The following is a 23,295-nucleotide window of genomic DNA, read 5'->3' as shown; positions in this document are numbered from 1 at the left end:
GGACACAACAGGAAGAGGAGTGACGGAGTCGGGTTCGATTACTCGCGCAGTTCCTTCACGCGCTCGATGTTCCACGCGAAGCCCTTGCCGTCCTCGTTGGGCGTCTCCAGGACGAGGGGGATATCCGCGAGGTCGGGGTGGTTGACGATGGCCTCCATCCCCTCCTCGCCGATGAGTCCCTCGCCGATGTGGGCGTGCTCGTCCTTGTTCGTGCCGCACTCGTGCTTGGAGTCGTTGAGGTGGATGCACCGGAGGTGGTCCAGGCCGACGACGTCGTCGAACTCCGCGACCGTCTCGTCGACGGCCGCGGCGCTGGAGAGGTCGTAGCCGGCGGCGAACATGTGCGCCGTGTCGAGACAGACGTCGAGGTCCTGTTCGCTGCGGTCGATGACCTCGGCGAGGTGCTCGAAGTCGCCGCCGAGCTTCGTCCCGCTGCCGGCGTCGCTCTCGACGAGGACGGTCACGCCGTCGGGGACGTCGAGCTCGTCGAGGGCGCTCGCGGCGTTGTCGAGGCCGCCGTCGACGCCCGCGCCGGTGTGGGCGCCGAGGTGGACGTTGACGTAGTCGATGCCGAGCTTGGCCGCGGCGTCGACCTCCTTCTGCATGCTGTCGACGGACTTCTCGCGGAGGTCGTCCTTGGGCGTACAGAGGTTGACGAGGTACGAGGAGTGGATGACCCAGGGGCCGTCCAGCTCGGCCGCCGTCTCCTCGCGGAAGCGCTCGGCCTCCCCGTCGCCGATGTTGGGGTCCTGCCACACCTGCGGGGAGTGGGTGAAGACCTGTCCGCAGTTGCCACCGACGTCGAGTTCCCGTTCGACGGCGTTGTCGACGCCGCCAGCGATCGAGACGTGTGCTCCAACTCTCATGTGGTTGCGCTAGCAACCAGCCCTCAAAGGTACTTCGAACCGCCGTCACGGGCCAGTGGCTGAAATCTTAAGTAAGAGTGGTGAGACGATAGCCCATGACTCGTTCAGCGGGACTCGACGTGGGCGACGCGGCGCCGGAGTTCTCTGCACCGCTCGTCCACCCCGACGGGACGGTCGAGGAGACGTCCCTCTCCGCGCTGCTCGACGAGCGGCCGGCGTTGCTCTCCTTCTACACGAACGATTTCGCGCCGGACTGCGTCGACGAGTGGTGCTCGTTCCGGGATTACGAGTGGTTCGCCAGCGGCGAACAGGTGCAGGTCGTCGGTATCAGCAAGTCCAGACCCGGCACCCACAGGCGGTTCATCGACCACCTCGACCTCCAGTTCCCGCTGTTCTCCGACCGCGACCTCGCCGTCGCGGAGGCGTTCGACGTGAAGTACCGGACGTTCAAGGTCGTCGCGCGGGCGCGGCGGTCGTGCTTCCTCGTCGACCAGAACAGGGAGGTCCGGTACGTCTGGGTCGGCGAGCATCCGGTCGACCCGACCCTCGACACGCCGCCGCTGTCGGAGATACACGCCACGCTCGAAGACGAGTTCGGGCCGGAGATGGAGACGTTCGGACTGTAGCGGGTCAGGCCGTCGGGTCCTCCCGCCGCCGGTTCCACGCCTCGCTCGCGAACTTCGCGTCGGCGTGGTCGCGGGCCCGCGCCAGTTCCTCGTCGGTCCACGCCCCCGCCTCGGCGTCGGCCCAGTCGGCCAGCGCCTCCTCGACCGCCCGGACCGCGTTCTCGCGGTCGACCTCGGACAGCGCGTCCACGGTCGTCACGCGGTCGCGGAACTCGGCGGGCGTCGCGTCGGGGGCGTCGAAGACGCCGAGGTGGCGGTCCGCGTCGAGCGAGAACTTGAGCGACCCGTGCTGGATGACGGCGTCCTTGCGCCGGTACTGGGCGTTGCCGCTGATCTTCTTCGCCGGTACGCCCCCGTCGTCGCCCTTTCGACCGTCCGCGACCACGTCGTGGGCGGGGTGAAGCTCGCGCAGGTAACAGGCCGGCTGGTGGATGGCCGGCCGCTCCTCGTCGGTGAACCGGGCGTCGACGCCCATGCGCTCGAAGGCGTCGAAGATGGGCGCACAGAGCAGTTCGTAGGTCTCCATCAGGTCGCCCGGGAGTTCGTCGGCCGGCGCGACGATGGTGTAGGAGACGTCGCCGTAGCTGTCGTGGTAGATGCCGCCACCGCCGGTCGGCCGGCGGGTCACCGTGATCCCCTCCCGGTCGCAGAACTCCCAGTCGACGGTGTCGGGGTCCTGTCGATAGCCCAGCGAGAGCGTGCTCGGCTCCCAGCGGTACACCCGGAGCGTCCGGGGACCGCCCGCCGCCGCCGTCTCCGCCGCTATCTCGTCGAGGGCCATGTTCAGCGGACCCTCCCACGACTCCTCTCTGATCAGCCGCCACTCCCGGTCCGCCAGCGTCATACCGGTCGCTTGGCGCGTGGCGACCAAGTGGATTGCGGAGCGCGACGTCGACAACGACACGCCGCTTCGCGGACTGGTTGCGGTGCGTCGGCGGACGGAACCGACGACAACGATTAAATAATTAGGCCGGCCTAAACCCTCGCATGGAGAGCGAACGACTCGGCAAGCGCCGTGCCAACCGCGGCAGGAGCTGGGCGTACGTCTGTCTCGGGCTGTTCGGACCCGGAGACGACGGAGAGGACGACGAATAGTCAGGCACCCGTCGGCACCGTCGGCGCTGGTCTCGCCGCGGCGACGACCGCCGGCACGCCAGCACGAGTGCAGGCTAGCGTTCGAGCGGCGTCTCAGCCTCGATGACGTCCGAGAAGCCGCGCAGCATCGCCGTGAGACGCTCGGCGTCGGCCGTCGCGTGCACCACCAGGTCGTCGAACGCGACGATGCCGCGGAGTTCGACGCCCCCTCGACAACCACGCTGCCGACGCCGCGTTGGAACATCTGCTGTGCATCGTTTCTACCGTATCGTCCTGGTCGACGCTGACCACGTCGTCCGATGCGACTTCTGAAACCCCAAGGCACCGGGACTACGAGAGATTCGTCGAAAAGCGTTGGTGTCGACGCTCGCGGCCCACGATTTCAGGCGGAGAGGAAACGGTCGCGTACTGGCGGTGACGCATACGTCTCCGCGGCGTTCGACCGGTGAGCGTCGAGCACGGCGTTGCGGGACGAACGGCGTCGAGGGAACGACGTCACGGGGCGAACGGCGTCGCGTCGAGGCCGACGAACGCGAGTCCGACCCCACCGCGGTCAGCGAACGCGTTCCTCCAGGCGTCCATCCACCAGCCGCGATGCTACGTCGTCCGCTTCAGCAATTGCGGGACGAGCACGGCCTCGACGACCGCCATACCGAGCACCAGCCACTTCACCGTCCCGTCGAGGAAGACGAACGCGACCGCTGCGAGGACGAGAGCACTCGTAAGACCCATTCCGTGTCTGACGATCGGGGGGACCATGCTGACAAGTTGAAAACGAACTGAATAAAAACCTGTCTATTACTCCAGTTCTTCGGGCGTGAACCATCCCGCGACCCCGTCGGTCTCGCCGAGTTCCTGTGCCCTGAAGTTCGACCATTCGACGAACAGTTTCCCAGCGACCACCAGCAGGGCGATTCCCCCCTCGACCAGCGCCCGCTGGTCGAACACTCCCACGAGCGGCAGCGCCACCATCGGCAACCCGAACTGCGCGACCGGCGTCAGGAGGAACCAGAAGACGACCTGCCGTGCCGGAATCTCGGCCGTCATGGGTGCCGAGAGCCGCTCGTACACCCGGCGGCCGAAGAACTCGCGACGCACGGTCACGACCCGTGAGACGACCAGCGCACACACGCTCAGGAGAACCGTCGGCGAGTAGGCGGCCGAGACGACAGCGGCGAGTTCGCTCATACCGGAGTCGTACCCGGCGTGCCGAGGGGACGGAAGCACGACCATCAGGACGCTGAGACACGCCCAGAACCCGAGCCCCCAGACGAACATTCCGGCGGCGTACCGGAGGTTACGGTAGTGAATCGGCGGCAGCCAACTGACGGGGCGTATCGAATCGGACGAGGTACCCACGAACGGCACCGACAGCGTCACCGGGCGCATCGTTCGTTCCTCCGGTCGCGGTTCCCGCTGCGCGAACAGCGTCAACCCACTGTAGAGCAGGACGAGCACGCCGACCTCGACCCAGTACACGAACAGGACGTTCCGTGCCGACCAGCCGAGGAAGGCGATTCCCGGGAGCGGAACGAGGTTGGAGAGCAGGATCGGAACGAACGCCAGTCGCTCGGGACGGGGCGATTCGAGGACCATCGCACGACGCCGATAGCGCCACCGACCTAAAATGCAGTCGAACTGCGCCACACCCACACGCTCGGGCGTTCGAACCGGAAAAAGGCGCCGGGCAACCGTTCGAGGACCGGAATCGTGGCAGAGTCGCCGGGCCGGTCCCGACGACTTGCAGCGACACGGCAGAGTCCACGGGGGCGAACGAACGACATTCTATATCGCAGTATGTGATTTATCGAGGTGGATAGGGGGACTCGCGTGGGCAGAACCAGAACGCGCAGCACTCGCCGACGGGAGCCAGGACGAGCGATATTCAGTACCATTTTATCCCCCCGGCGAGCTAATCCCGTGTGAGAGAAGCGTGAAAGGGCAGGAGTGGTACCAGGCGACGGAGGTCGCCGAGGAGTACGAGGAGAAGCGGTTCTCGCGCGGCGGTCGCCTCATCGACCGGCGCGAGAAACAGGCCGTGCTCGACGCGCTCGCACCCGTCGACGAGAAGAAGGTGCTCGAGATAGCCTGCGGAACCGGACGCTTCACCGTCATGCTGGCCGAGCGCGGGACGGACATCGTCGGCCTCGACATCTCCTCCGCGATGCTCCAACAGGGGCGGCACAAGGCACGCCAGGCCGGCGTCGCCGACCACCTGGAGTTCATGCGGGGCGACGCCGGGCGGCTGCCGTTCCCGGACGACCACTTCGACGCCGTCTTCGCCATGCGGTTCTTCCACCTCGCAGACACGCCCGCGACGTTCCTGAGCGAGATGCGACGCGTCGCGAAGGAGCAGGTCTTCTTCGACACGTTCGCCGGTCCGAGCACCCGCAGCCTCTACAACTGGCTACTGCCGATGGGGTCGCGGCTCTACTCCCCCGACGACGTCGAGAAACTGCTCGACGAGACCGGCCTCACGCTGGTCGACGCCGAGCACGACTGGGTGCTGCCGTACGGCTTCTACCGGAAGATTCCGGACAGCGTGGCGAGCCCGATCCGCAACGTCGACGAGACGATCGTCGACTCGATGGTCGGAGACAGCCTCGCGTCGGTTTCCTACTGGAGTACGGCCGTGGAGTAATCCCGGAGAACTTTTAGGGGGCTGGAATCTGAGAGGGTCGTATGGATATCTCCGTGGTCGTGCCGACCCTGAACGGTCGGGAGCGCCTCAGCACCTGTCTCGACGCGCTCGACGACCACGTCCCGGACGCCGAGGTGGTCGTCGTCAACGGCCCCTCGGCCGACGGAACCACGGGGATGGTGCGGGAGCGCGACGACGTGAGCGCGCTGGTCGAGGTGTCCGACCGCAACCTCAACGTCGCGCGGAACGCCGGCATCGTCGAGGCGACCGGCGACGTCGTCGCGCTGGTCGGCCACGACGTCGTCGTCGAGGAATCGTGGCGCGACGGCGTCGCCGAGGCGATGGCGGACGGCGCGGCGGCGGCGGCGGTGACCGGTCCGGTCCACCGGGCGGTCCGGGCGGGGATGACGACCGAGGACAGAGAGACCCGGACCATCGCCGGGCGCGAAGTGACGTACTTCGCCGGGGAGAACGTCGCGTTCGAACGCGAGACCCTGGAGAGCGTCGACGGCTTCGACGAGAACCTCCTGACCGGCGGGGCGCGCGACTGCGCCCACCGACTCACCCACCAGGGGTTATCGGTGTCGTGGTCCACCGACGTCTGCGTCGAGTCGACCGACGACGGCGAGGGCGTCGACCGGGACTGGGGCGTGAAGTACCACGCGCTGAGCTACCGACTGGTGAAGAACTACGGCCCGCGACTGACGGTGTTCCGGCGAACGCTGCAGGACGCGGTCGAGGACGGGACGTCCGTCGCAAGGGAGGTCGTGGCCGGCGACGCCCAGCCCTCTTCGTGGATCAACTCCGGCAAGCACGTCCTCCGGAACATCGCCGCCGGTACACGCGACGGCGTGCGAGCGCGCGTCGAAGACCGGACCGACGCGCGCAACCCGGCGGGGCTCTCCTCGCGCGCCGACCGCGCCGTCGAGCGCTACGACTGGCGATAGCGACGGAGGGGTGCGCCGACGCTACTCCGATGCGAGCGCGTCGACGACGCGCCCCGGATTCCTGGAGAAGACCTTCCGCATGGCGTCCTCCGGGACGTCGAGCGTGAGAATCTCCATGACGGCGACGTTGGGGTGGACGTCGGGGGTGCCGCTGCCGAACAGCACCCGGTCGGGGTGTTCCATGATGGCCCGCTCCATCGGGGCGCGATAGCGGACGAAGCTCGTGTCGAGGTAACAGTCGTCGTAGAACTCCAGCAGGTCGATGGCGTCGTCCATCAGGTCGCGGTCGAGGGGGAAGCCGCCGAAGTGCGAGAGGACGACGGGGAACGACCGGCCGAGCAGCGCCTCCGCAGCCGCGTCCGGCGGGAACCCCTGCCCGGCGGTGACGAGCACGGGCAGGTCGACGGCCTCCAGTTCGTCGAGCACGTCTTCGGTCGGTAGTCCGTCGGTCGTCGGGTCGAGCTTGAAGCCGTGGAAGCGGTCGTCGTAGGCGTACTGCTCGACGTCTCCCGGCGACGTGTGGTGGTCCTTGCGCCGTGCACCGAGGTTGCGCAGTCGTGCCGTCGCGTTCCCGGTCGGGTCCCGCGGACCGTTGATGCGGGCGAAGGTGACGAACGGCCGGTCGACGCTGCGTCGCGCCACGGCGTTGTTCGCGCTCAGGTAGCTCTGCCCCTCGCGGGGGCCTGCGAAGACGACGGTCGACACGACGCCCGCCTGATGCATCTCGCGTTCCAGTTTCTCGGGCGAGATGGCTCGCCCGCGCGCCGTCACCGCCTCGTCGAGCGTGAGTCGTGCGTGGACGTCGACGACGCGAAAGCGGTGCTCCAGTTCCAGCATCGCGAAATCCTTGGCACGTATCGGTCTTAGTAGTTGTCGGTCCCGGTACGTGTGCGAACGGCTGACCAGCCCGGCATCAGTGGAAAAATATATATAGAACATCAAACATCGTTTAACATGATGTCAGGATCAGATTACGGTCAGCGGCGCATGGGTGGACGACCGATGTTCATCCTCGGCGAGGACACCCAGCGCACGCAGGGTGAGGACGCACAGGCGTCGAACATCAGCGCGGGCAAGGCCGTCAGCGAGTCGGTACGCACGACGCTCGGCCCCCGCGGGATGGACAAGATGCTGGTCACCGACAGCGGCGACGTGACCATCACCAACGACGGGGCGACCATCCTGGAGACGATGGACATCGAGCACCCCGCCGCCCAGATGATCGTCGAGGTCGCCGAGACCCAGGAGGAGGAGATCGGCGACGGCACGACGACGGCGGCCGTGCTCGCCGGCGAACTCCTCGCGAAGGCCGAGGACCTGCTCGAACAGGACGTACACCCGACCACCATCGTCGAGGGGTACGCCCAGGCTCGCGACATCGCCATCGACGGCATCGACGACCTGACGCTGGAGGCCGACGTCGACGACGACGTCCTCCGGCAGGTCGCCGAATCCAGCATGACGGGCAAGGGTACTGGCGACGTGACGACCGAGCGCCTCGCGGAGGTCGTCGTCGACGCCATCCGCCACGCCGAGCGCGAGGACGACGTCGCCCGCGGCGACGTCCGCGTCCACACGCAGGTCGGCTCCAGTTCCAGCGCGACGGAGCTCGTCGAGGGCATCGTCGAGGACGCCGAACCCGCCCACAAGAACATGCCGACCACGGTCGAGGACGCCACCGTTCTCGCCACGGACGGCTCCTTCGGCGTCCGCGAGACCGAGGTCGACGCCGAGTACACCGTCGACGACGTCGAACAGCTGACCGCCGCGATGGACGCCGAGGACCGCCAGCTACGTGAGCTCGCCGACGCCATCGCCGACGCCGGCGTCGACGTCGTCTTCTCGCACTCCTCCATCGACGACCGAACCGCGGCCTACCTCGCTGACCGCGACGTCCTGGCGTTCGAGGACGTCGACGACGACATGACGTCCGCCATCGCGCGGGCCACCGGCGGCAAACGCACGAGCAAGCCCGACGACGTCGAGGACGACGAACTCGGCCACGCCGACAGCGTGAGCGTCGAGAAGTACGGCGACGACACCTTCGCGTTCGTCGAGGGCGGTGCGGCCGCCGAGGCCGTCACCGTCTTCGTCCGCGGCGGCACCGACCACGTCGTCGACGAACTGGAGCGCGCCCTCGAGGACGCGCTCGACGTCGTCACCGCCGCCGTCGACACGGGCAGCGTCGTCCCGGGCGCGGGCGCGACCGAGATCAACGTCGCCGCGCTCGTCCGCGACGAGGCCGCCGGCATCGAGGGGCGCAAGCAGCTGGCCGTCGAGGCGTTCGCCGACGCCGTCGAGACGCTCCCCCGCACGCTCGCGGAGAACACCGGCATGGACCCCATCGACGCGCTGGTCGACCTGCGCGCCGCCAACGACGACGAGCAGGGCCGCGCCGGCATCATCTCCTCCGGCGAGACGGGCGAGATCGCCGACCCCGTCGAGGCGGGCGTCATCGACCCGGCCGCCGTCAAGCGCGAGGCCGTCGAGAGCGCCACCGAGTCCGCGACGATGATCGTCCGCATCGACGACGTCATCGCCGCGGAGTAAGCTGAACTCACTACTTCTTTCGAACGCGATAAGACTGCCGAGCGACTGCATCGAGAACGGTAGCGCCGACGGGACGACGGCTCGTCCTAGAACAGTCCGAAGTCGTCCTGGACGTCGCGGTAGCAGTCGAGATAGCGTTCGAGCACCTGCTGGTGGTCGTACTCCGCGAACGCCTCGTTGACCTCCATCTGGGGGAGGTCGGCGGCGGTGACGAGCGCCTCGGTGAGCTCCTGTTCGCTCGTCGTCCGGAAGGTGCGGTCCTCGTTCTCGACCAGTTCGTGCGCGCTGGAGTCGACGTGGTACTCGACGACGCCCGAGCACCCGCAGGTCAACGCCCGGAGGAGGTCGGTCGGGAACGCCTCGCGGCGCGCCGTCTGGACGTAGACGTGCGCGCCCTTGAACACCGGGATGCGCTTCTCGACGGGCTGGCTGCCGGTGAACTCGACGCGGTCGTCGATGCGCAGGTCGCGCACCTGCCGCTCGTAGCCGTCCCGCTCCGGACCGTCGCCGATGACGACGGCGTGCCAGTCGCGGTCGCGGAGCTCCGCCAGCGCCAGCAGCAGGCTCTCGAGGTTGGCGTCCTCGTCGAGTCGCCGCGAGTACACCACGTCGGCTCCCTCGACGACGTCGGCCTCGCGGATGGCGTCCACGTCGATGCTGTTGGGGATGACGCGCACGTCGTCGCCGTCCGCGCCGAGTTCGCGGACCCGGGTCTTGACGGTCTCGGACGGCGCGACGATCTCGTCCGCCGCCCGGGCCGCCATCCGCAGCGTCCGGGTGTTCGACGCCTCGCTCGCCAGCGGGGCGTCGTACCAGTCGACGACGAGGGGCGCACGGACGAGCTTGCTCGCCGTCTTCGCCGCGAGCACGTGCTCCGGCGCGGCGTCGGCGTGGATGACGTCCGGCTTCGCTCGCCTGAGCGCGCCGGGCAGCGCCATCGCGAACCGGCGCGACGGCCCGTCCGTCGGCGGTTCGGTCGTGACCGCACGGTACGTCACGTCGTCCTGTTCGAAAGCGTCGTGTTCGCCGTCCCACCACTGCGCACAGAGGACGACGACGTCGTGTCCCCGGCCGGCCAGGAGTTCGGCCGTGCGCCGGAGCCGACGGGTCGCCCCCGTGTCTGCTTGCTGGGCCGTCACTTCTACGACGAACGCGACGCGCATACTCGTCGGCACGAAACGGGTAAGTAAAAAACTTCTTTCATAGCCGTCGGAAGGATGGCCGGGTGGGGGACGGGACCGCCAGTCGCGGCGACGAGACGGTGGAAGCGGAGAGGACGAACAGCGGGTCAGGACGTGGAAAGGACGGGCGGCGGGTCGAGGAAACCGGACGGGCATCGGAGAGGACACGCGGCCCGTGCATTGGCAACGGGGACGGGGAGGAAAGGGGACGGCGAGCGGACGGGAGCGACGCGACTGTGGAGTGACGTGCGTGGACGATGCAGCGCGAGCAGAGCAAGCGGCGTTACGGTCCGTGCAGCGTCGGCGGGTCGACGGGGTCAGTCGTCATCGAAACCAGCGCTGGCCGTCGAACTCCAGCGCGAAGTCGGGGGTCGTCCCGTCGAATCGCTGTCGCCAGCAGTAGCGGTCGTAGACGTGGCCGACCGCGGCCGTTCCGAAGAGGACCAGAAGCAGGGTCGCCACGCCCAGCGGCGAGACGGTGAGGACGCCGAGCCACGCGAGGCCGACCAGCGCCGTCCCCAGAACGGAGAAGAGGAGGTAGAGCCTGTCCCACGGTATCGTCGTTCCGGAGTCGTTCGCCAGGTACAGCTGGAAGTCGTTCGCACAGTCGGAGAACGAGACCCGCTTCGACTCCCGGTCGTAGGTGACGATGCCGATGTCCTCCAGTTTCGGCAGATGTGTCTGGTAGAGCGCGCTGTAGACGGACTTGCGTTGCTCCGGAGAGACGTCCTCGACGGCGACGTTGTTCTCCCAGGCCGCCACCTGTTCGGCGAGGTCGCCGAGTTCGACGGGGCGGCCCCGTTCGTTGAGATAGTACAGGACGTAGCGACGACGCAAGTTCTTCACCGCGTCGTACACCTCCTCCTCGGAGAAGTCACGTGACCGCGTCGAAGACTCTGATTGTGTCGTTGACCTTGTCGACATTCCTCCCACCCAGTCCCGGTGACGCCGAACGGCCGCATAAATCGGCGACTCCGTTTAGACCGTATCGGAAGATGTCCCGAGCTGCTGAACAGTCAGTTTCGCGGCAAAGTAGTATTGAACCCTTCCACCGGCGTCAGAATGATTTCCTGCGCATCGCGTCCGACGTCGGTGGTTCAATCGCTCGTTACCGGCCCACCGACCGCCCGGTCACGGGCCGGATTCTCGGCGTAACACCGTTCGCTTCGACCTCGACGGCGCGGAAACCTGGACAGGGGTCGGCGACCGCCTCGTCGCCAGCGAACCGGGAACGTCCGTTCCTGCCCCCCGAGGAGAGGGCGGGACGAACGGCCAGGTCGTTCGAGGCGGCGGCTCGTCGCTGGCGGGACGAACGGACACAGATATCGTCGGACGGGACGGCGGTCGCGATCGGTCGCCGTACGTCCAGATTGAGAGCGGGCGGCGTCGACGAGGCGGCCACGAAACTCGTCGTTACCGCAGGGATGCGTTTCGGGTCGGCGAGTGGTCAGGCGTCGTCGGACTCTTCGAGGTAGGTCACCTCGACCATCACGTCGGGGACGCCGTCCTCGGGGTGACGGAACGTCCACGACCGGTCGAAGTCGATGCCGTTGCGTGCGCCGACGGCGACGAGGTCACCCAGTTCGCGTTCGAACTCGCCCAGCGAGACCAGTTGCGTGTCCTCCGACACGGTTCTAACACCTTGAGCTCTCGGGGGTGAGACGGTCGTCCGTGTAGTACACCTGGATCGTGCCGGTCGTGTCGACGCGGACCGTACAGCCGTGGTACGGGAACTGCACGTGCGCGACGTCGTGACCGGGGTCGAGCGACGCGAAGAGCGTCTCCACCGCGTCGCAGTCCAGCGTCGCCTGCAACGGCGGTAGTTCCTCCATCGGCGTGTCGGTGACGTCTGCGACCGCTTCGCTGATGGCGACGACCAGGCCGTCCACCCGCCCCTCGTCGTACGTGAACTCTCGTATCAGTTCACGCTCAGTGTTGGTCCCCGAAGATGTCGCATCCATAGTATATCCCAGTACGTGGCTCAATTCAATCTACCGGTTCGACAGCACCCCTCAGTGGCTATATCCGTTCTCCATGAGGGGTGAGACGTCACATCTCCTGTTGGGCTGCTTTCGACACCCACAGTTCGAGTGACACGTTACCTGAGCCCGAAGGGATTTGGGGGTCCCCTTACAAGAGAAGACAGATGGCTACCTACGATTTCGAACGGTATCTCAACGTACGAAGCGCCCACAGCGCCTCGTTCGGCCCGGACGGCGAACGGCTGACGTTCCTGATGGACACGACGGGCGTTCCGCAGGTGTGGCGGCTCGACGAACCCCGGTCGTGGCCGACGCAGATGACGTTCTACGACGAGCGAGTGACCTTCGCCTCGTGGTCGCCCGAGCGCGACGAACTCGTCTTCGGCATGGACGAGGGCGGCAACGAGCGCGCACAGCTGTTCCGGCTCGACGGCGACGGCGAGGCCATCACGCCGCTGACCGCGAAACCCGACGCGAAACACCGCTGGGGCGGCTGGAACTCCGACGGGTCGCAGTTCGCGTTCACCTCCAACCGGCGCGACGAGGCCGTGTTCGACGTGTACGTCCAGGACCGGGACGCACGGGGCGACGACGCGGAACTGGTGTACGAGGGCGACGGCTGGCTCACGGTCGCCGGCTGGAGCCCCGACGACGACCGCCTCGTCGTCAGCGAAGCCTACTCCAGCTTCGACCAGGACCTCTACGTGCTCGATCTGGCCTCGGGCGACCTCGAACACGTGACCCCCCACGAGGGCGACGTGCGGTACCAGAGCGTCCAGTGGGGACCGGAGGGCGACGCACTCTACCTGGTCACCGACGAGGGCGCGGACACGATGTACCTCGCCCGCCTCGACCTGGCGACGACGGAGCTGGAGACGGTCGAGGAGGGCGGCGACTGGAACGTCGACGGCGTCGCGCTCGACGAGGACACCGGCCGCCTCGTCTACTCGCGCAACGAGGACGGCTACACCGACCTCACGGTCGCCGAGCTGACGGGAGAACGGACGCTCCGGGAGTTCCCGACGCCGAACCTCCCGCGCGGCGTCGCGGGGGGCGTGAGCTTCGGCCCGGACGCGGAGCAGTTCGCCATCACCGTCACCGGGAGCACGAACAACACGAACGTCTACGTCGTCGAGACGGAGACCGGTGACGCCGAGCGCTGGACCGACGCCTCGACCGCCGGCATCCCCCCCGAAACGTTCGTCCGACCGCGGCTCGTCCACTACGAGACGTTCGACGACCGCGACATCCCGGCGTTCTTCTCGGTGCCCGAGGACGCCACCGACGGCGAGACGCCGGTCGTCGTCGACATCCACGGCGGGCCGGAGTCCCAGCGCCGACCCTCCTTCCACGCCGTCAAGCAGTACTTCCTGAACCGCGGCTACGCCTACTTCGAGCCGAACGTCCGCGGGTCCTCCGGCTACGGCCGCGAGTACACCCACCTCGACGACGTGGAGAACCGGATGGACTCCGTCGCCGACATCGAGGCGGCCGTCGAGTGGCTGCACGACCAGCCCGCGGTCGACCCCGACCGCATCGTCGCCATGGGCGGCTCCTACGGCGGGTTCATGGTGCTCGCGGCGCTCACCGAGTACCCCGACCTCTGGGCGGCGGGCGTCGACGTCGTCGGCATCGCGAACTTCGTCACGTTCCTGGAGAACACCGGCGACTGGCGGCGCGAACTCCGCGAGGCGGAGTACGGCTCCCTGGAGGAGGACCGGGAGTTCCTCGAGTCGGTCAGCCCCATCAACAACATCCAGGACATCGAGGCGCCGCTGTACGTCCTCCACGGCGAGAACGACCCCAGGGTGCCGGTCGGCGAGGCCGAGCAGATCGCCGACGAGGCCGCCGAGCAGGGCGTCCCCGTCGAGAAGCTCATCTTCCCCGACGAGGGCCACGGCTTCACGAAGCTGGAGAACCGCATCGAGGCGTACACCTCCATCGCGGACTTCCTCGACGAGCACGTCTGAGCGGAAGCCGCCCAGCGTCGCCCGCTCGAGGGTGACGGTCAGACCTCGGGCGGACGTTCGTCGCCGCCGAGGCGCATCTCGCGGCTGTAGTACTCGTGGGCGAGTCCAGAGCAGGTGAAAAGCAGGGCGATCACGCCCGCCACAATGACGCCGGGGACGCGTCCGAACGGGGGGACCGCGACCAGCTGCGCGAGCACCAGCGACAGGGAGAACAGCCCCAGCAGCAGGTAGTACTGGCTCCACGAGATCTCGTTGCCGGGGACGATCTCGAGGTACACCTGCAGGTCGTCGAGTCGCTCCGACGCCGACACCGTTCCCCGGGCCGCGTCGAATCGAACGACGCCGGCGTCGTCCATCTTGTGGAGGTGGGTCTGCTGGAGGGCGTTGTACACGCGACGGCGCTCCTCCGACGTCACCTCGCCCGGTCGCTTGTCGTTCTCCCACGCCGCGACCACCCGGGCGATGTCACGGAGGTCGGATTCGTCCTCCTCGTGGAGCAGGTAGTGGACGACGTACCTTCGGCGCCGATTCCGTAGCGTCTCGAACACTTCCTCCTGCGTGAGGTCGTCCGAGGCGGTGCCTGTCGAGGCGGTGCCTGTATCGTCCGTGCGAAGGTCGACTGTCATTCTCTCTGTAGTCCCCCGGCGCGAACCGACGACTGCTGTCAGGTTGATAGCACGTGACGCCATCCCCTTGTACCTATCGCCACCGGACAATTTATTACTCGCCAATACTTCCGGGCCGATCCCGACGATCGTCGTCCGCCGGAGTCGGCTCGATGCGGTTCGGGCGACCCCCGTCGCCTGCACCGACTTCTGCCACTCCATGCACCGACGTCTGCCACTGCATGCACCGCGTCTGGCACTCTTTGCACGGTTTCTTGGATCGACTGTCGTTCGTGTCGGAGCTCATGAATAATACGGAACGGGTCGACTGCCCGAATCGAGTGCTCCGGCGGAGCGGGCGTCACGGAGCACGAACACAACGACCGAAACATGAAACCGAACATGGATCTCGATCGACGGAAGGTACTGGGCACAGTCGGCGGACTCGCCATCGCGGGGAGCGGACTCGCGGCGTTCACCGGGAGCGCGGCCGCGAGCGTGAGCACGGAGTTCAAGGCCAACAACGCGGGCACGGTGACGACCGCGGACGGCAGCGTCCGGAAGGTGATGGTGGACACGAGCGGGACGGTGTCGTGGAGCGGCCTCGACTCGCCCGCAGACTCCGCCGAGGTGACGCTGGAGGCGAAACGGCACGGCGTCGGGGCAGCGCACTACTCGGAGGTGGCCTCGGACACGTACGACGTCAACGGACTCTCGGGAGAGGCGGCGTTCGAGCTGCCCACGGTCGACCTGACCGAACACTTCGGGGACGACCACTTCGAGAGCGACACGGATGGCAAACTGACCGCGACGTGGGTCGACCTCCGAGTCTCCGTCACCGTCACCTCCCAGGACGGGAGCACGAACGGTGCGAACGCGGCCGACTCGATGCGCGTCCGGTCGAAAAACGAAGCGTCGGACGCGAACATCGACGGCGAGTCCGACGCCAGCGCGTCGAGCTACGACCAGTTCTACCAGGGCGAGTACTACTACGACTCCGACGACGAACTTCAGATAGACGGGAAACTGAAGCTGTTCATCTACTACGGTCGGAACGGTAACGTCGTGTTCGAGGTCGTCCTCGACGAACCGGACGACGCGATCGACCACCTCTACACCGAGAGCGGGACGACCGCGAACGTCACGATGGGGTTCGACGTGGACGCCGACGGCGTCGGGGACTTCCAGATAGCATGGCACCCCGAGAAGTTCCAGAGCGAACTCGGTAGCGACTGGGGGTACTCGGGCGTGACCAGCACGCCGCAGTGGGAGAAAGACACGTCCGCCGGGTGGAGCAACGTCCCCACCGACATCAGCGTCTCGAAGGCCGGGAACACGTTCACGTTCGTCGTCCCGCGTTCGAGACTCGACGACGGCGGCGCACAGTACAAGACGGGAGCGTACATGGCCGCCGGCGGCGAGGCACCGAACGCCGCAGTCGGGAGCAAGGACCAGTCGTTCTGGTCCACGAAGAACAACTGGACCTCCTCGGAGTACTACCTGACGGAAGAACTGCCGACCGGTTCGGAGTAGCGACTGCAAACGCTCTCTGACCGACCCACGCCGGCCACGCGGGGGTTCGACTCCCCCGGTGGGTCCTCCATGAACGCCGACCGACGACGACTGCTGGGCGCGCTCGCGGGCGTCGCAGCCGGCGGAACGGGAGCGGCCGCGCTCGCCCAGCGAACCGGAGCCAGCACCCGCGTGCGATTCGACGCCGGCGACGTGATGGTCACAAGCGACGACGGGACGCTGCGCTCCCTCAGCGTCGCGCCGTCGGGAGCCGTCTCGTGGTCCGGGCTGGAGAAGCCGGCGGGAAGCGTGACGCTGGCGCTGTACGCGAAGCTCGCACGCGACCGCGAGTACGCCGCACTCGCCACCCGGCGACTCGACGCGGCCGGACTCCACGGCGAAACGGACTACGCCTTCGAGACGCTAGCGCTCTTGGACCACCAGGGGTTCTCGGCGGCGGACTTCGCGGCCCGCGACGGAGACGCGAAGACCACGCCGGTCCAGCTCCGGTTCGAGATCGCAGTGAGCGCGCCCGACGGGACGACGCTGACGACGGACTACGCGGTCGGGACGTTCGTGGTGACGGTCAGGAACCTCGCCGAGACGGCGGACGTCTCGGGGACGGCCAACGTCGAGGTGAAGACGCCGACCGCGACGTCGACGGGTGAGCCCGACGATACGACGACAACGGAACGGAGCGGAACCACGACGAAGCGGGAGACGACAACGACGAGTCGGACGTCGCCGAACCAGACGACGAACCAGAGCGTGACTTCGAAACCAGACGCTAGCGACGCCACGACGGACGAGGCGGACGAGGGCGCGTGACCATGGCGAGCCGTGGCGTGTCCGGACTCGTGCTCACCAAGCGCGGCGTCATCGTCCTGCTCGTCGCCTCGGCCGGCGTCCTGGGGGCGGGAGTCGGGTACGTCTTTCCGGTGCTGACCGACTCGACGGACGTCCCGGCTGGGGCCGGACCTCCGTCGTCCGGGCCGACCGGGACGACGAGCGACCCGACGACGACGGCGAGCGAGCGAGCAACCACGAGGCAGTCGCCAGGGGAGACGACGAGGGCATCGGAGAGAGGAGACGACGGGACCGCGGTCGTGACCCCGACGGCCACGACGACCACCGCCGACGCCAGCGACGGGACGAGCGACGACGAGAACTGGTGGTACGAGACGGACGACGACTCGGAACCGTCGGACGGGACCGACGAGGACGCCGCCGTCGGAATCCACGCGGAGGTCAACGCCACGGTCGCGTCGCTCACCGACTCTACCCGGCCAGCAGTCGGAGGTTGAACGTCGTGGTGAACGCGCCGAAGACGGCGAGCACGGCAGGGGGTGCGTAGACGACGACGGGGTCGTCGGTGTCGTCGATCGCGGCGACCTGCACCCCGATGCAGAGGAGGAAGACGGCCAGTTTCAGTCCCACGAGCCCCGCAAGTCCGAACGCGTCGACGGCGGTCCGGACGAGCACGTTCGCCTCGTCGACCCGGCCGCTGAATCGCACGAGCGCGACGGTCGTCACGACGTCGCCGACACCGTAGGTGACCGTGGCGAGCATCCAGAGCCAGTAGAACTCGTCCGCCTGGCCCTCGAACGCCGTCCCGTCGAGCGTCGCCCACGTTCGTCCAGGCATCGCCCGGAAAGTGTGCCAGTAGTGATAAATGTCTGTCGGTGGACGGTCGCCGCCACCAGACCTGCCGAAGAGTATACACGCACCTGCACATGGAAAGGCATTAATCCGCGCTGTCTGTACAGGAGAGTGAATGAGCCTCTCCGACTCGGATCGCGAACTGGTGGTCGCGGAGCTGGGCCGCGACCCGACCCCGGCCGAGGAAGCCCTGTTCGAGAACCTCTGGAGCGAACACTGCGCGTACCGCTCCTCCCGGGCGCTGCTGACGGCGTTCGACTCCGACGGCGAGCAGGTCGTCGTCGGCCCCGGCGACGACGCGGCGGTCGTCGCGCTGCCGTCGGGCGACGGCGAGGACGAGACGTACGTCACGATGGGCATCGAGAGCCACAACCACCCGTCCTACGTCGACCCGTACGACGGCGCGGCGACGGGCATCGGCGGCATCGTCCGCGACACGCTCTCGATGGGCGCCTACCCCATCGCACTCACCGACTCGCTCTACTTCGGCGACTTCGACCGCGAGCACTCCCGCTACCTGCTTGAGGGCGTCGTCGAGGGCATCAGCGACTACGGCAACTCCATCGGCGTCCCGACGGTCGGGGGCAGCACGCAGTTCCACCCCGACTACGAAGGCAACCCGCTCGTGAACGTCGCCTGCGTCGGCCTGCTGGACGACGACCGCCTCGTCACGGCCGACGCGAAGGAGCCCGGCAACAAGCTGGTGCTCGTCGGCAACGCGACCGGCCGCGACGGCCTCGGCGGCGCGAGCTTCGCCAGCGAGGACCTGAGCGAGGACGCCGAGACGGAGGACCGCCCCGCGGTGCAGGTCGGTGACCCGTACACCGAGAAGCTGCTCATCGAGGCCAACGAGGAACTGGTCGCGGACGACCTGGTGATGGCCGCTCGCGACCTCGGCGCGGCCGGCCTCGGCGGCGCCTCCAGCGAGATGGTCGCCAAGGGCGACCTCGGCGCGGAGATCGAACTCGACCGCGTCCACCAGCGCGAGCCGAACATGAACGCCCTGGAGATCCTGCTCGCGGAGTCCCAGGAGCGGATGTGCTACGAGGTCCGGCCCGAGGACGTCGACGCCGTCCGCGCCGTCGCGGAGAAGTACGACCTCGGCTGCTCGGTCATCGGCGAGGTGACCGAGGGCAACTACGTCTGCACCTTCGAGGACGGCGAGGCGCAGAGCGCCTCGGACGACCCGAGCGGCGAGGGCAGCGAACCGCGAGGGCGCGAGACGGTCGTCGACGTGCCGGCGGAGTTCCTCGGCGACGGCGCGCCGCTGAACGACCTGCCGACGGAGAAGGTCGCGCAACCGGAGCGTGACCTGCCCGACGCCGACCTGGCGGACGCGTTCGAGGCGGTCGTCGGGTCGCCCAACTGCGCGAGCAAGCAGTGGGTGTACCGCCAGTACGACCACGAGGTCGGTACCCGGACGGCGACGCCGCCCGGCGACGACGCGGCCCTGCTCGCCGTCCGCGAGGCGGTGAGCGAGGGCGAGGACGGAACGGGCCTCGCCGTCTCGGCGGGTGCGAACCCCCACTGGACGACGGCCGCGCCGTACGACGGTGCCCGCGCCGTCGCGCTGGAGAACGCGACGAACCTCGCCGCCAAGGGGACGCGACCGCTCGCGGCGGTCGACTGCCTGAACGGCGGCAACCCCGAGAAGCCGGACGTCTACGGCGGCTTCGCCGGCATCGTCGACGGTCTCGCGGACATGTGTGCGACGCTCGACGTGCCGGTCGTCGGCGGGAACGTCTCGCTGTACAACGACTCGCCCAGCGGCCCCATCCCGCCGACGCCGACGCTGGCGATGACCGGGACGAAGGCCGGCTACGACGCGCCGCCGACGGCGCTCGCCGGCGAGGGCGACCTCCTGCTGGTCGGCGGTCCCGTCGCGAGCGACCTCGGTGGGTCGGAGTACCTCGCCCAGTTCGGCGGGAACGACCGCTTCCCGGACCTGCCCGACGAGCCCGCTGCGGTCGTCGACGCGCTCCGCGAGGTGGCCGAGGCGGACGGGACGCTCGCGGTCCACGACGTCAGCGACGGCGGCCTCGCGGTGACGCTCGCGGAGATGGTGACGGCGGAGGCCGGCGCGTCCGTGTCGCTCGACGGCGACGGAAGCGCCGCGGAGTTGCTGTTCGGCGAACGGCCGGGCCGCGCCGTCGTCGAGACGACCGACCCCGCGGCCGTGGAGGCGGCGTTCGACGGCGTCGCGCCGGTGACCCGCATCGGCAGCGCCGACGACTCCGGGGCCCTCGAACTGACCGTCGACGGCGAACGACTCCAGTACGACGCGGCCGAGATCGCCGACCGCCGCGACCTGCTGGCTCGCGAACTCGACTGACCCGCGGGACGACTACGACCTGCAGACGGCTTCGCAGTCGCGACGCGGCAGTTCCTCGGCAACAATCGTTATCATCTCTCACACCTGAGCACCTACCATGGGGGAGAGCACCAGCGGCGAGCGCGCCAGGCCGACGTTCTGCATCGAGGACCCGGAGGAGGGAAGTCTGGTCTTCCGACCGGACGACTACGACGACTACGAGTATTCGGGAGACGGCGACTGGCTGACGCTGTACTTCGGCGGGACGGACGCACCGGAGAAACGGACGTTCTGGATCCGCTACGAGTGAGGTAGCGGGCGGCGCGGCCCCAGGGGGTCGAGAGTAAACTGTTTTCCCACCGCGCGAGAGAGGTGGGGGTATGTTCGAGAAGTCCACCTGGATTCGCCTGCCGCGGAACGTCGTGGTAGGCCACGGCGTCCTCTCGGAGACGGTGGACGCCGTCGACGAGCTCCACCTCCACGGGCGGCCGCTGATCGTCACCAGCCCGACGCCGCGCGAGGTGGCGGGCGAGCGCGTGGCGGCGGGGTTCGCCGACGAGGGCCTCGATCCGAAGACGGTCGTCGTCGACGAAGCCAGCTTCGCCGCCGTGACGCGCGTCATCGACGCCGCGCGCGAGGCGGAGGTCGGCTTCCTCGTCGGCGTCGGCGGCGGGAAGGCCATCGACATCGCGAAGATGGCGAGCGACGAACTCGGCCTCGGCTTCGTCTCCGTCCCGACCGCCGCGAGCCACGACGGCATCGTCAGCGGGCGCGGGTCGGTGCCGGACGAGGGGACGCGCCACAGCGTCGCCGCCGAGCCGCCGCTGGCGGTCGTCGCCGACACCGAGGTGCTCGCGGACGCGCCGTGGCGGCTCACCACTGCCGGCTGCGCGGACATCATCAGCAACTACACCGCGGTGAAGGACTGGCGGCTCGCCCAGCGACTGCAGAACGTCGAGTACTCGGAGTACGCCGCCGCGCTCGCGGAGATGACCGCCGAGATGCTCGTCGACAACGCCGGCTCGATCAAGCCAGGCCTGGAGGAGTCGGCGTGGGTGGTCGTGAAGGCGCTCGTCTCCTCCGGCGTCGCGATGTCCATCGCCGACTCCTCGCGGCCCGCGAGCGGCGCGGAACACCTCTTCTCGCACCAGCTCGACCGCATCGCGCCCGGGGCGGCGCTGCACGGCCACCAGGTGGGCGTCGGTTCCATCGTGACGGAGTACCTCCACGGCGGCGACTGGCGCGGCATCCGCGACGCGCTCGCGACCATCGGCGCGCCGACGACCGCCGAGGAACTCGGCATCGACGACGACACGGTCGTCGAGGCGCTGACGACCGCCCACGAGATCCGCGACCGCTACACCATCCTCGGCAACGGGATGAGCGAGGCAGCAGCCGTCGAGGCGGTCGAGACGACCGGCGTCGTCTGAGGCGTCGGGAGAAGGGAGAGCCAGACGGGCGTCCGGCAGTCAGCCCAGGTCCGCCCGCTGGAACCGCCAGTAACCGAGGACGAGCGGGACGGCCAGCCACGCGCCGAGCACGACCAGCATGAACCAGCCGTCGAGGTAGAACGGCAGGTCGGCGGACGCGTCGACGTAGCGGGAGTAGTACAGCTGGTCCTCGAACACCATGTTGCTCGCCTTCTGGAAGGCGTACGGCGGGCTCAGGAGGTAGACGAACTCGTATACCGACGCGCCGAGGCTCATGCCGAGCGTGTCCTCCGCGACGTACTGGAGTATCTTCGTGGGCGACACCGCCGGCACCGTCCAGAGCACGTTGAACACGAAGAAGACGCCGACGGCGCCCGCCATCGCGCGCGACCGGGAGGCGCAGGCCGCCGAGATGCCGACGGCGATGCCGACGTACACCACCGCGAAGAACAACAACAACAGGAAGAACGACGCGAACGTCTCGAGCGAGACGGAGGCGAGCATCACGGCGCCGAGCGCACCCGCGACGACGAACGCCAGCAGCAGGCCGACCGCCACGACCGCGGTCCGGCCCAGGAACTTCCCGACGACGACGTCCCTGCGCGTGTAGGGCAACCCGAGCAGGTACTTGATGCTGCCCGACTCGCGTTCGCCGGCGACCGCGAGGTAGGCGACGACCAGCGCACTGATGGGCACGATGAAGATGGCGACCATCGCCACCAGCTGGAGGACGTCGGCCATCGCGAGCTCCGACGAACCGTCGCCGCCGACGTAGACGATGATCGACAGCAGGGCGACGTACAGCGTCACGAGCGCCAACAGCCCCTTCGAGCGGCGGGCGTCGAGGAAGTCCTTCTTCGCCACCGAGAGCCAGCTCATGCCGACACCTCCGCCGGTGCTTCGACCGCGTCGTCCGCCGCCTCGTCCTCGGTCGTGTAGGAGGTGAACAGGTCCTCCAGCGACGCCTCCTCGGACTCGATGTCGGTGACGCGCGTCGCCGCGTTGACGCGCTCGACCGCCGCCGCCTTCGCCGCGGGGTCGGAGAACGCCACGCGCAGTCGCTCGCCGTCCGCGGTGACGCTCGACACCCCGTCGACCGCCGTCAGGTCGAGGTCGGTCGGGACGCGCTCGACGTCGAGCAGCAGTTGCGACGTCGCGTCGGACATCTCACGGAGTCCTTCGACGGTGTTCTCCGCGACGAGTTCGCCCTCGTTCATGATGCCGACGCGGTCGCAGACCGCCTCGACCTCCGAGAGGATGTGGCTGGAGAAGAAGACGGCCGTGCCGCGGTCGGCCTCGGCGCGGAGTATCTCGCGCATCTGCTGGATGCCGTGCGGGTCCAGCCCGGAGGAGGGCTCGTCGAGGACGAGGAGGTCGGGGTCGCCGACCAGCGCACAGCCGAGCGCGAGGCGCTGGGTCATCCCCTTGGAGTAGCCGCCGACGCGGCGTTCGGCCTCCTCAGCGGAGAGGCCGACCCGCTCCAGCAGCGCGTCCGGGTCGTCGGCGGCGTCCTTCGCGTCGACGGTGAACGACAGGTGTTCGCGCCCGGTGAGGCGGTCGTACAGGCTGTACCCCTCGGGGAGGATGCCGACGCGTTCGCGGACGGTCCGCGACTCGGTCTGGGCGTCGTGGCCCAGCACCGTCGCGGACCCTTCGGTGGGGCGCATGAAGTCGAGGAGGAGGTTGATCGTCGTGGACTTGCCGGCGCCGTTCGGGCCGAGGAAGCCGTACACCTCGCCCGCCTCGACGGTGAGATCGAGGTCTCGAACGGCGACGACGTCGCCGAACCGCTTCGTCAGGGACCTTGTCTGGATGGCGGCCATACCGGTCCCTGTATCCCCGCCCATATCAGTTTTCTGCGTTACATGTAGACACAGCGATTATCGTCGACGCGACGGAGAGAAAACGGGTCGACGATGA

24 protein-coding genes are annotated in these 23,295 nt (G+C 68.3%); 11 read left to right on the top strand and 13 right to left on the bottom strand.

Annotated features, from left to right (window positions below):
- Positions 1 to 38: 38 nt before the first annotated feature.
- The gene (locus tag NKT36_RS12220) at positions 39 to 866 is read right to left on the bottom strand and encodes a deoxyribonuclease IV (RefSeq protein ID WP_327051330.1); all 828 of its coding nucleotides are present in this window, start codon (positions 864 to 866) and stop codon (positions 39 to 41) included.
- A 95-nt stretch (positions 867 to 961) separates the two neighbouring features.
- On the opposite strand from NKT36_RS12220, the gene NKT36_RS12215 reads away from it, so the two are divergent.
- On the top strand, positions 962 to 1,492 hold the full coding sequence (locus NKT36_RS12215; RefSeq protein WP_327051329.1) for a peroxiredoxin family protein: 531 nt from the start codon (positions 962 to 964) through the stop codon (positions 1,490 to 1,492).
- Positions 1,493 to 1,496: 4 nt separating this feature from the next.
- Here the strand turns inward: NKT36_RS12215 and NKT36_RS12210 are convergent, their stop codons facing one another.
- From NKT36_RS12210 to NKT36_RS12200, 3 genes are all read right to left on the bottom strand, one after another.
- Positions 1,497 to 2,336 carry a lipoate--protein ligase family protein gene (locus NKT36_RS12210; protein ID WP_327051328.1) on the bottom strand — a complete coding sequence of 280 codons (840 nt, stop codon included), beginning with the start codon at positions 2,334 to 2,336 and terminating at the stop codon, positions 1,497 to 1,499.
- Positions 2,337 to 3,184: 848 nt separating this feature from the next.
- On the bottom strand, positions 3,185 to 3,346 hold the full coding sequence (locus NKT36_RS12205) for a hypothetical protein (protein WP_327051327.1): 162 nt from the start codon (positions 3,344 to 3,346) through the stop codon (positions 3,185 to 3,187).
- Between the two features lie 39 nt (positions 3,347 to 3,385).
- Positions 3,386 to 4,183, bottom strand: coding sequence for a DUF6498-containing protein (locus tag NKT36_RS12200; RefSeq protein ID WP_327051326.1), 798 nt, complete (start codon positions 4,181 to 4,183; stop codon positions 3,386 to 3,388).
- A gap of 337 nt (positions 4,184 to 4,520) precedes the next feature.
- Here NKT36_RS12200 and NKT36_RS12195 point away from each other — a divergent pair, with 337 nt between their 5' ends.
- Both NKT36_RS12195 and NKT36_RS12190 read left to right on the top strand, forming a co-directional pair.
- Positions 4,521 to 5,228, top strand: coding sequence for a class I SAM-dependent methyltransferase (locus NKT36_RS12195; RefSeq protein ID WP_327051325.1), 708 nt, complete (start codon positions 4,521 to 4,523; stop codon positions 5,226 to 5,228).
- A gap of 41 nt (positions 5,229 to 5,269) precedes the next feature.
- A complete protein-coding gene (locus tag NKT36_RS12190) occupies positions 5,270 to 6,175 on the top strand; it encodes a glycosyltransferase family 2 protein (protein WP_327051324.1) in 906 nt (301 codons plus the stop codon).
- Positions 6,176 to 6,196: 21 nt separating this feature from the next.
- Here NKT36_RS12190 and NKT36_RS12185 read toward each other — a convergent pair whose 3' ends face one another.
- Complete coding sequence (locus tag NKT36_RS12185; protein ID WP_327051323.1) at positions 6,197 to 7,012, bottom strand: amidohydrolase family protein; 816 nt, start codon at positions 7,010 to 7,012, stop codon at positions 6,197 to 6,199.
- Positions 7,013 to 7,162: 150 nt separating this feature from the next.
- On the opposite strand from NKT36_RS12185, the gene thsA reads away from it, so the two are divergent.
- Positions 7,163 to 8,725, top strand: a complete 1,563-nt coding sequence (gene thsA, locus NKT36_RS12180; protein WP_327053390.1) for a thermosome subunit alpha — start codon at positions 7,163 to 7,165, stop codon at positions 8,723 to 8,725.
- A gap of 86 nt (positions 8,726 to 8,811) precedes the next feature.
- On the opposite strand, the gene NKT36_RS12175 is transcribed toward thsA, so the two are convergent.
- The 4 genes from NKT36_RS12175 to NKT36_RS12160 form a co-directional block, all read right to left on the bottom strand.
- Positions 8,812 to 9,888 carry a glycosyltransferase gene (locus tag NKT36_RS12175; RefSeq protein ID WP_327051322.1) on the bottom strand — a complete coding sequence of 359 codons (1,077 nt, stop codon included), beginning with the start codon at positions 9,886 to 9,888 and terminating at the stop codon, positions 8,812 to 8,814.
- Positions 9,889 to 10,230: 342 nt separating this feature from the next.
- A complete protein-coding gene (locus NKT36_RS12170) occupies positions 10,231 to 10,752 on the bottom strand; it encodes a DUF7344 domain-containing protein (RefSeq protein ID WP_327051321.1) in 522 nt (173 codons plus the stop codon).
- Positions 10,753 to 11,353: 601 nt separating this feature from the next.
- Complete coding sequence (locus tag NKT36_RS12165; protein ID WP_327051320.1) at positions 11,354 to 11,536, bottom strand: hypothetical protein; 183 nt, start codon at positions 11,534 to 11,536, stop codon at positions 11,354 to 11,356.
- Between the two features lie 4 nt (positions 11,537 to 11,540).
- Positions 11,541 to 11,867: a HalOD1 output domain-containing protein gene (locus tag NKT36_RS12160; protein ID WP_327051319.1), complete on the bottom strand. Its 327-nt coding sequence runs from the start codon at positions 11,865 to 11,867 to the stop codon at positions 11,541 to 11,543.
- Between the two features lie 185 nt (positions 11,868 to 12,052).
- Here NKT36_RS12160 and NKT36_RS12155 point away from each other — a divergent pair, with 185 nt between their 5' ends.
- Complete coding sequence (locus NKT36_RS12155) at positions 12,053 to 13,858, top strand: S9 family peptidase (protein ID WP_327051318.1); 1,806 nt, start codon at positions 12,053 to 12,055, stop codon at positions 13,856 to 13,858.
- 38 nt (positions 13,859 to 13,896) lie between these two features.
- On the opposite strand, the gene NKT36_RS12150 is transcribed toward NKT36_RS12155, so the two are convergent.
- A complete protein-coding gene (locus NKT36_RS12150; RefSeq protein ID WP_327051317.1) occupies positions 13,897 to 14,484 on the bottom strand; it encodes a DUF7344 domain-containing protein in 588 nt (195 codons plus the stop codon).
- Between the two features lie 381 nt (positions 14,485 to 14,865).
- Between NKT36_RS12150 and NKT36_RS12145 the strand changes: the two genes are divergently transcribed.
- The 3 genes from NKT36_RS12145 (at position 14,866) to NKT36_RS12135 (ending at position 17,279) form a co-directional block, all read left to right on the top strand.
- Positions 14,866 to 15,996 carry a hypothetical protein gene (locus NKT36_RS12145; protein ID WP_327051316.1) on the top strand — a complete coding sequence of 377 codons (1,131 nt, stop codon included), beginning with the start codon at positions 14,866 to 14,868 and terminating at the stop codon, positions 15,994 to 15,996.
- A 69-nt stretch (positions 15,997 to 16,065) separates the two neighbouring features.
- Complete coding sequence (locus NKT36_RS12140) at positions 16,066 to 16,803, top strand: hypothetical protein (protein ID WP_327051315.1); 738 nt, start codon at positions 16,066 to 16,068, stop codon at positions 16,801 to 16,803.
- Positions 16,804 to 16,805: 2 nt separating this feature from the next.
- Positions 16,806 to 17,279 carry a hypothetical protein gene (locus NKT36_RS12135; protein ID WP_327051314.1) on the top strand — a complete coding sequence of 158 codons (474 nt, stop codon included), beginning with the start codon at positions 16,806 to 16,808 and terminating at the stop codon, positions 17,277 to 17,279.
- Here NKT36_RS12135 and NKT36_RS12130 read toward each other — a convergent pair.
- Positions 17,254 to 17,619 (bottom strand): hypothetical protein, encoded by a 366-nt coding sequence (locus tag NKT36_RS12130; RefSeq protein WP_327051313.1) that lies wholly within the window; start codon positions 17,617 to 17,619, stop codon positions 17,254 to 17,256. The two genes, NKT36_RS12135 and NKT36_RS12130, sit on opposite strands and share 26 nt — an antisense overlap.
- A 130-nt stretch (positions 17,620 to 17,749) precedes the next feature.
- On the opposite strand from NKT36_RS12130, the gene purL reads away from it, so the two are divergent.
- The 3 genes from purL to NKT36_RS12115 all read left to right on the top strand — a co-directional run bounded on the left by purL (position 17,750) and on the right by NKT36_RS12115 (position 21,375).
- Positions 17,750 to 19,966: a phosphoribosylformylglycinamidine synthase subunit PurL gene (purL, locus tag NKT36_RS12125; protein ID WP_327051312.1), complete on the top strand. Its 2,217-nt coding sequence runs from the start codon at positions 17,750 to 17,752 to the stop codon at positions 19,964 to 19,966.
- 97 nt (positions 19,967 to 20,063) lie between these two features.
- Positions 20,064 to 20,255 carry a hypothetical protein gene (locus tag NKT36_RS12120; RefSeq protein ID WP_327051311.1) on the top strand — a complete coding sequence of 64 codons (192 nt, stop codon included), beginning with the start codon at positions 20,064 to 20,066 and terminating at the stop codon, positions 20,253 to 20,255.
- 70 nt (positions 20,256 to 20,325) lie between these two features.
- Positions 20,326 to 21,375, top strand: a complete 1,050-nt coding sequence (locus NKT36_RS12115; protein WP_327051310.1) for an NAD(P)-dependent glycerol-1-phosphate dehydrogenase — start codon at positions 20,326 to 20,328, stop codon at positions 21,373 to 21,375.
- A gap of 39 nt (positions 21,376 to 21,414) precedes the next feature.
- Here the strand turns inward: NKT36_RS12115 and NKT36_RS12110 are convergent, their stop codons facing one another.
- Together NKT36_RS12110 and NKT36_RS12105 are read right to left on the bottom strand one after the other, a co-directional pair.
- Positions 21,415 to 22,254, bottom strand: a complete 840-nt coding sequence (locus tag NKT36_RS12110; RefSeq protein ID WP_327051309.1) for an ABC transporter permease subunit — start codon at positions 22,252 to 22,254, stop codon at positions 21,415 to 21,417.
- The gene (locus NKT36_RS12105) at positions 22,251 to 23,198 is read right to left on the bottom strand and encodes an ABC transporter ATP-binding protein (RefSeq protein ID WP_327051308.1); all 948 of its coding nucleotides are present in this window, start codon (positions 23,196 to 23,198) and stop codon (positions 22,251 to 22,253) included. The genes NKT36_RS12110 and NKT36_RS12105 overlap by 4 nt, the downstream gene beginning before the upstream one ends.
- Positions 23,199 to 23,295: the final 97 nt, after the last annotated feature.

It is taken from the genome of Halomicrococcus gelatinilyticus (assembly GCA_024227995.1).
GTDB lineage: Archaea > Halobacteriota > Halobacteria > Halobacteriales > Haladaptataceae > Halomicrococcus > Halomicrococcus gelatinilyticus.
This window is presented reverse-complemented; position numbering and strand designations above follow the sequence as displayed.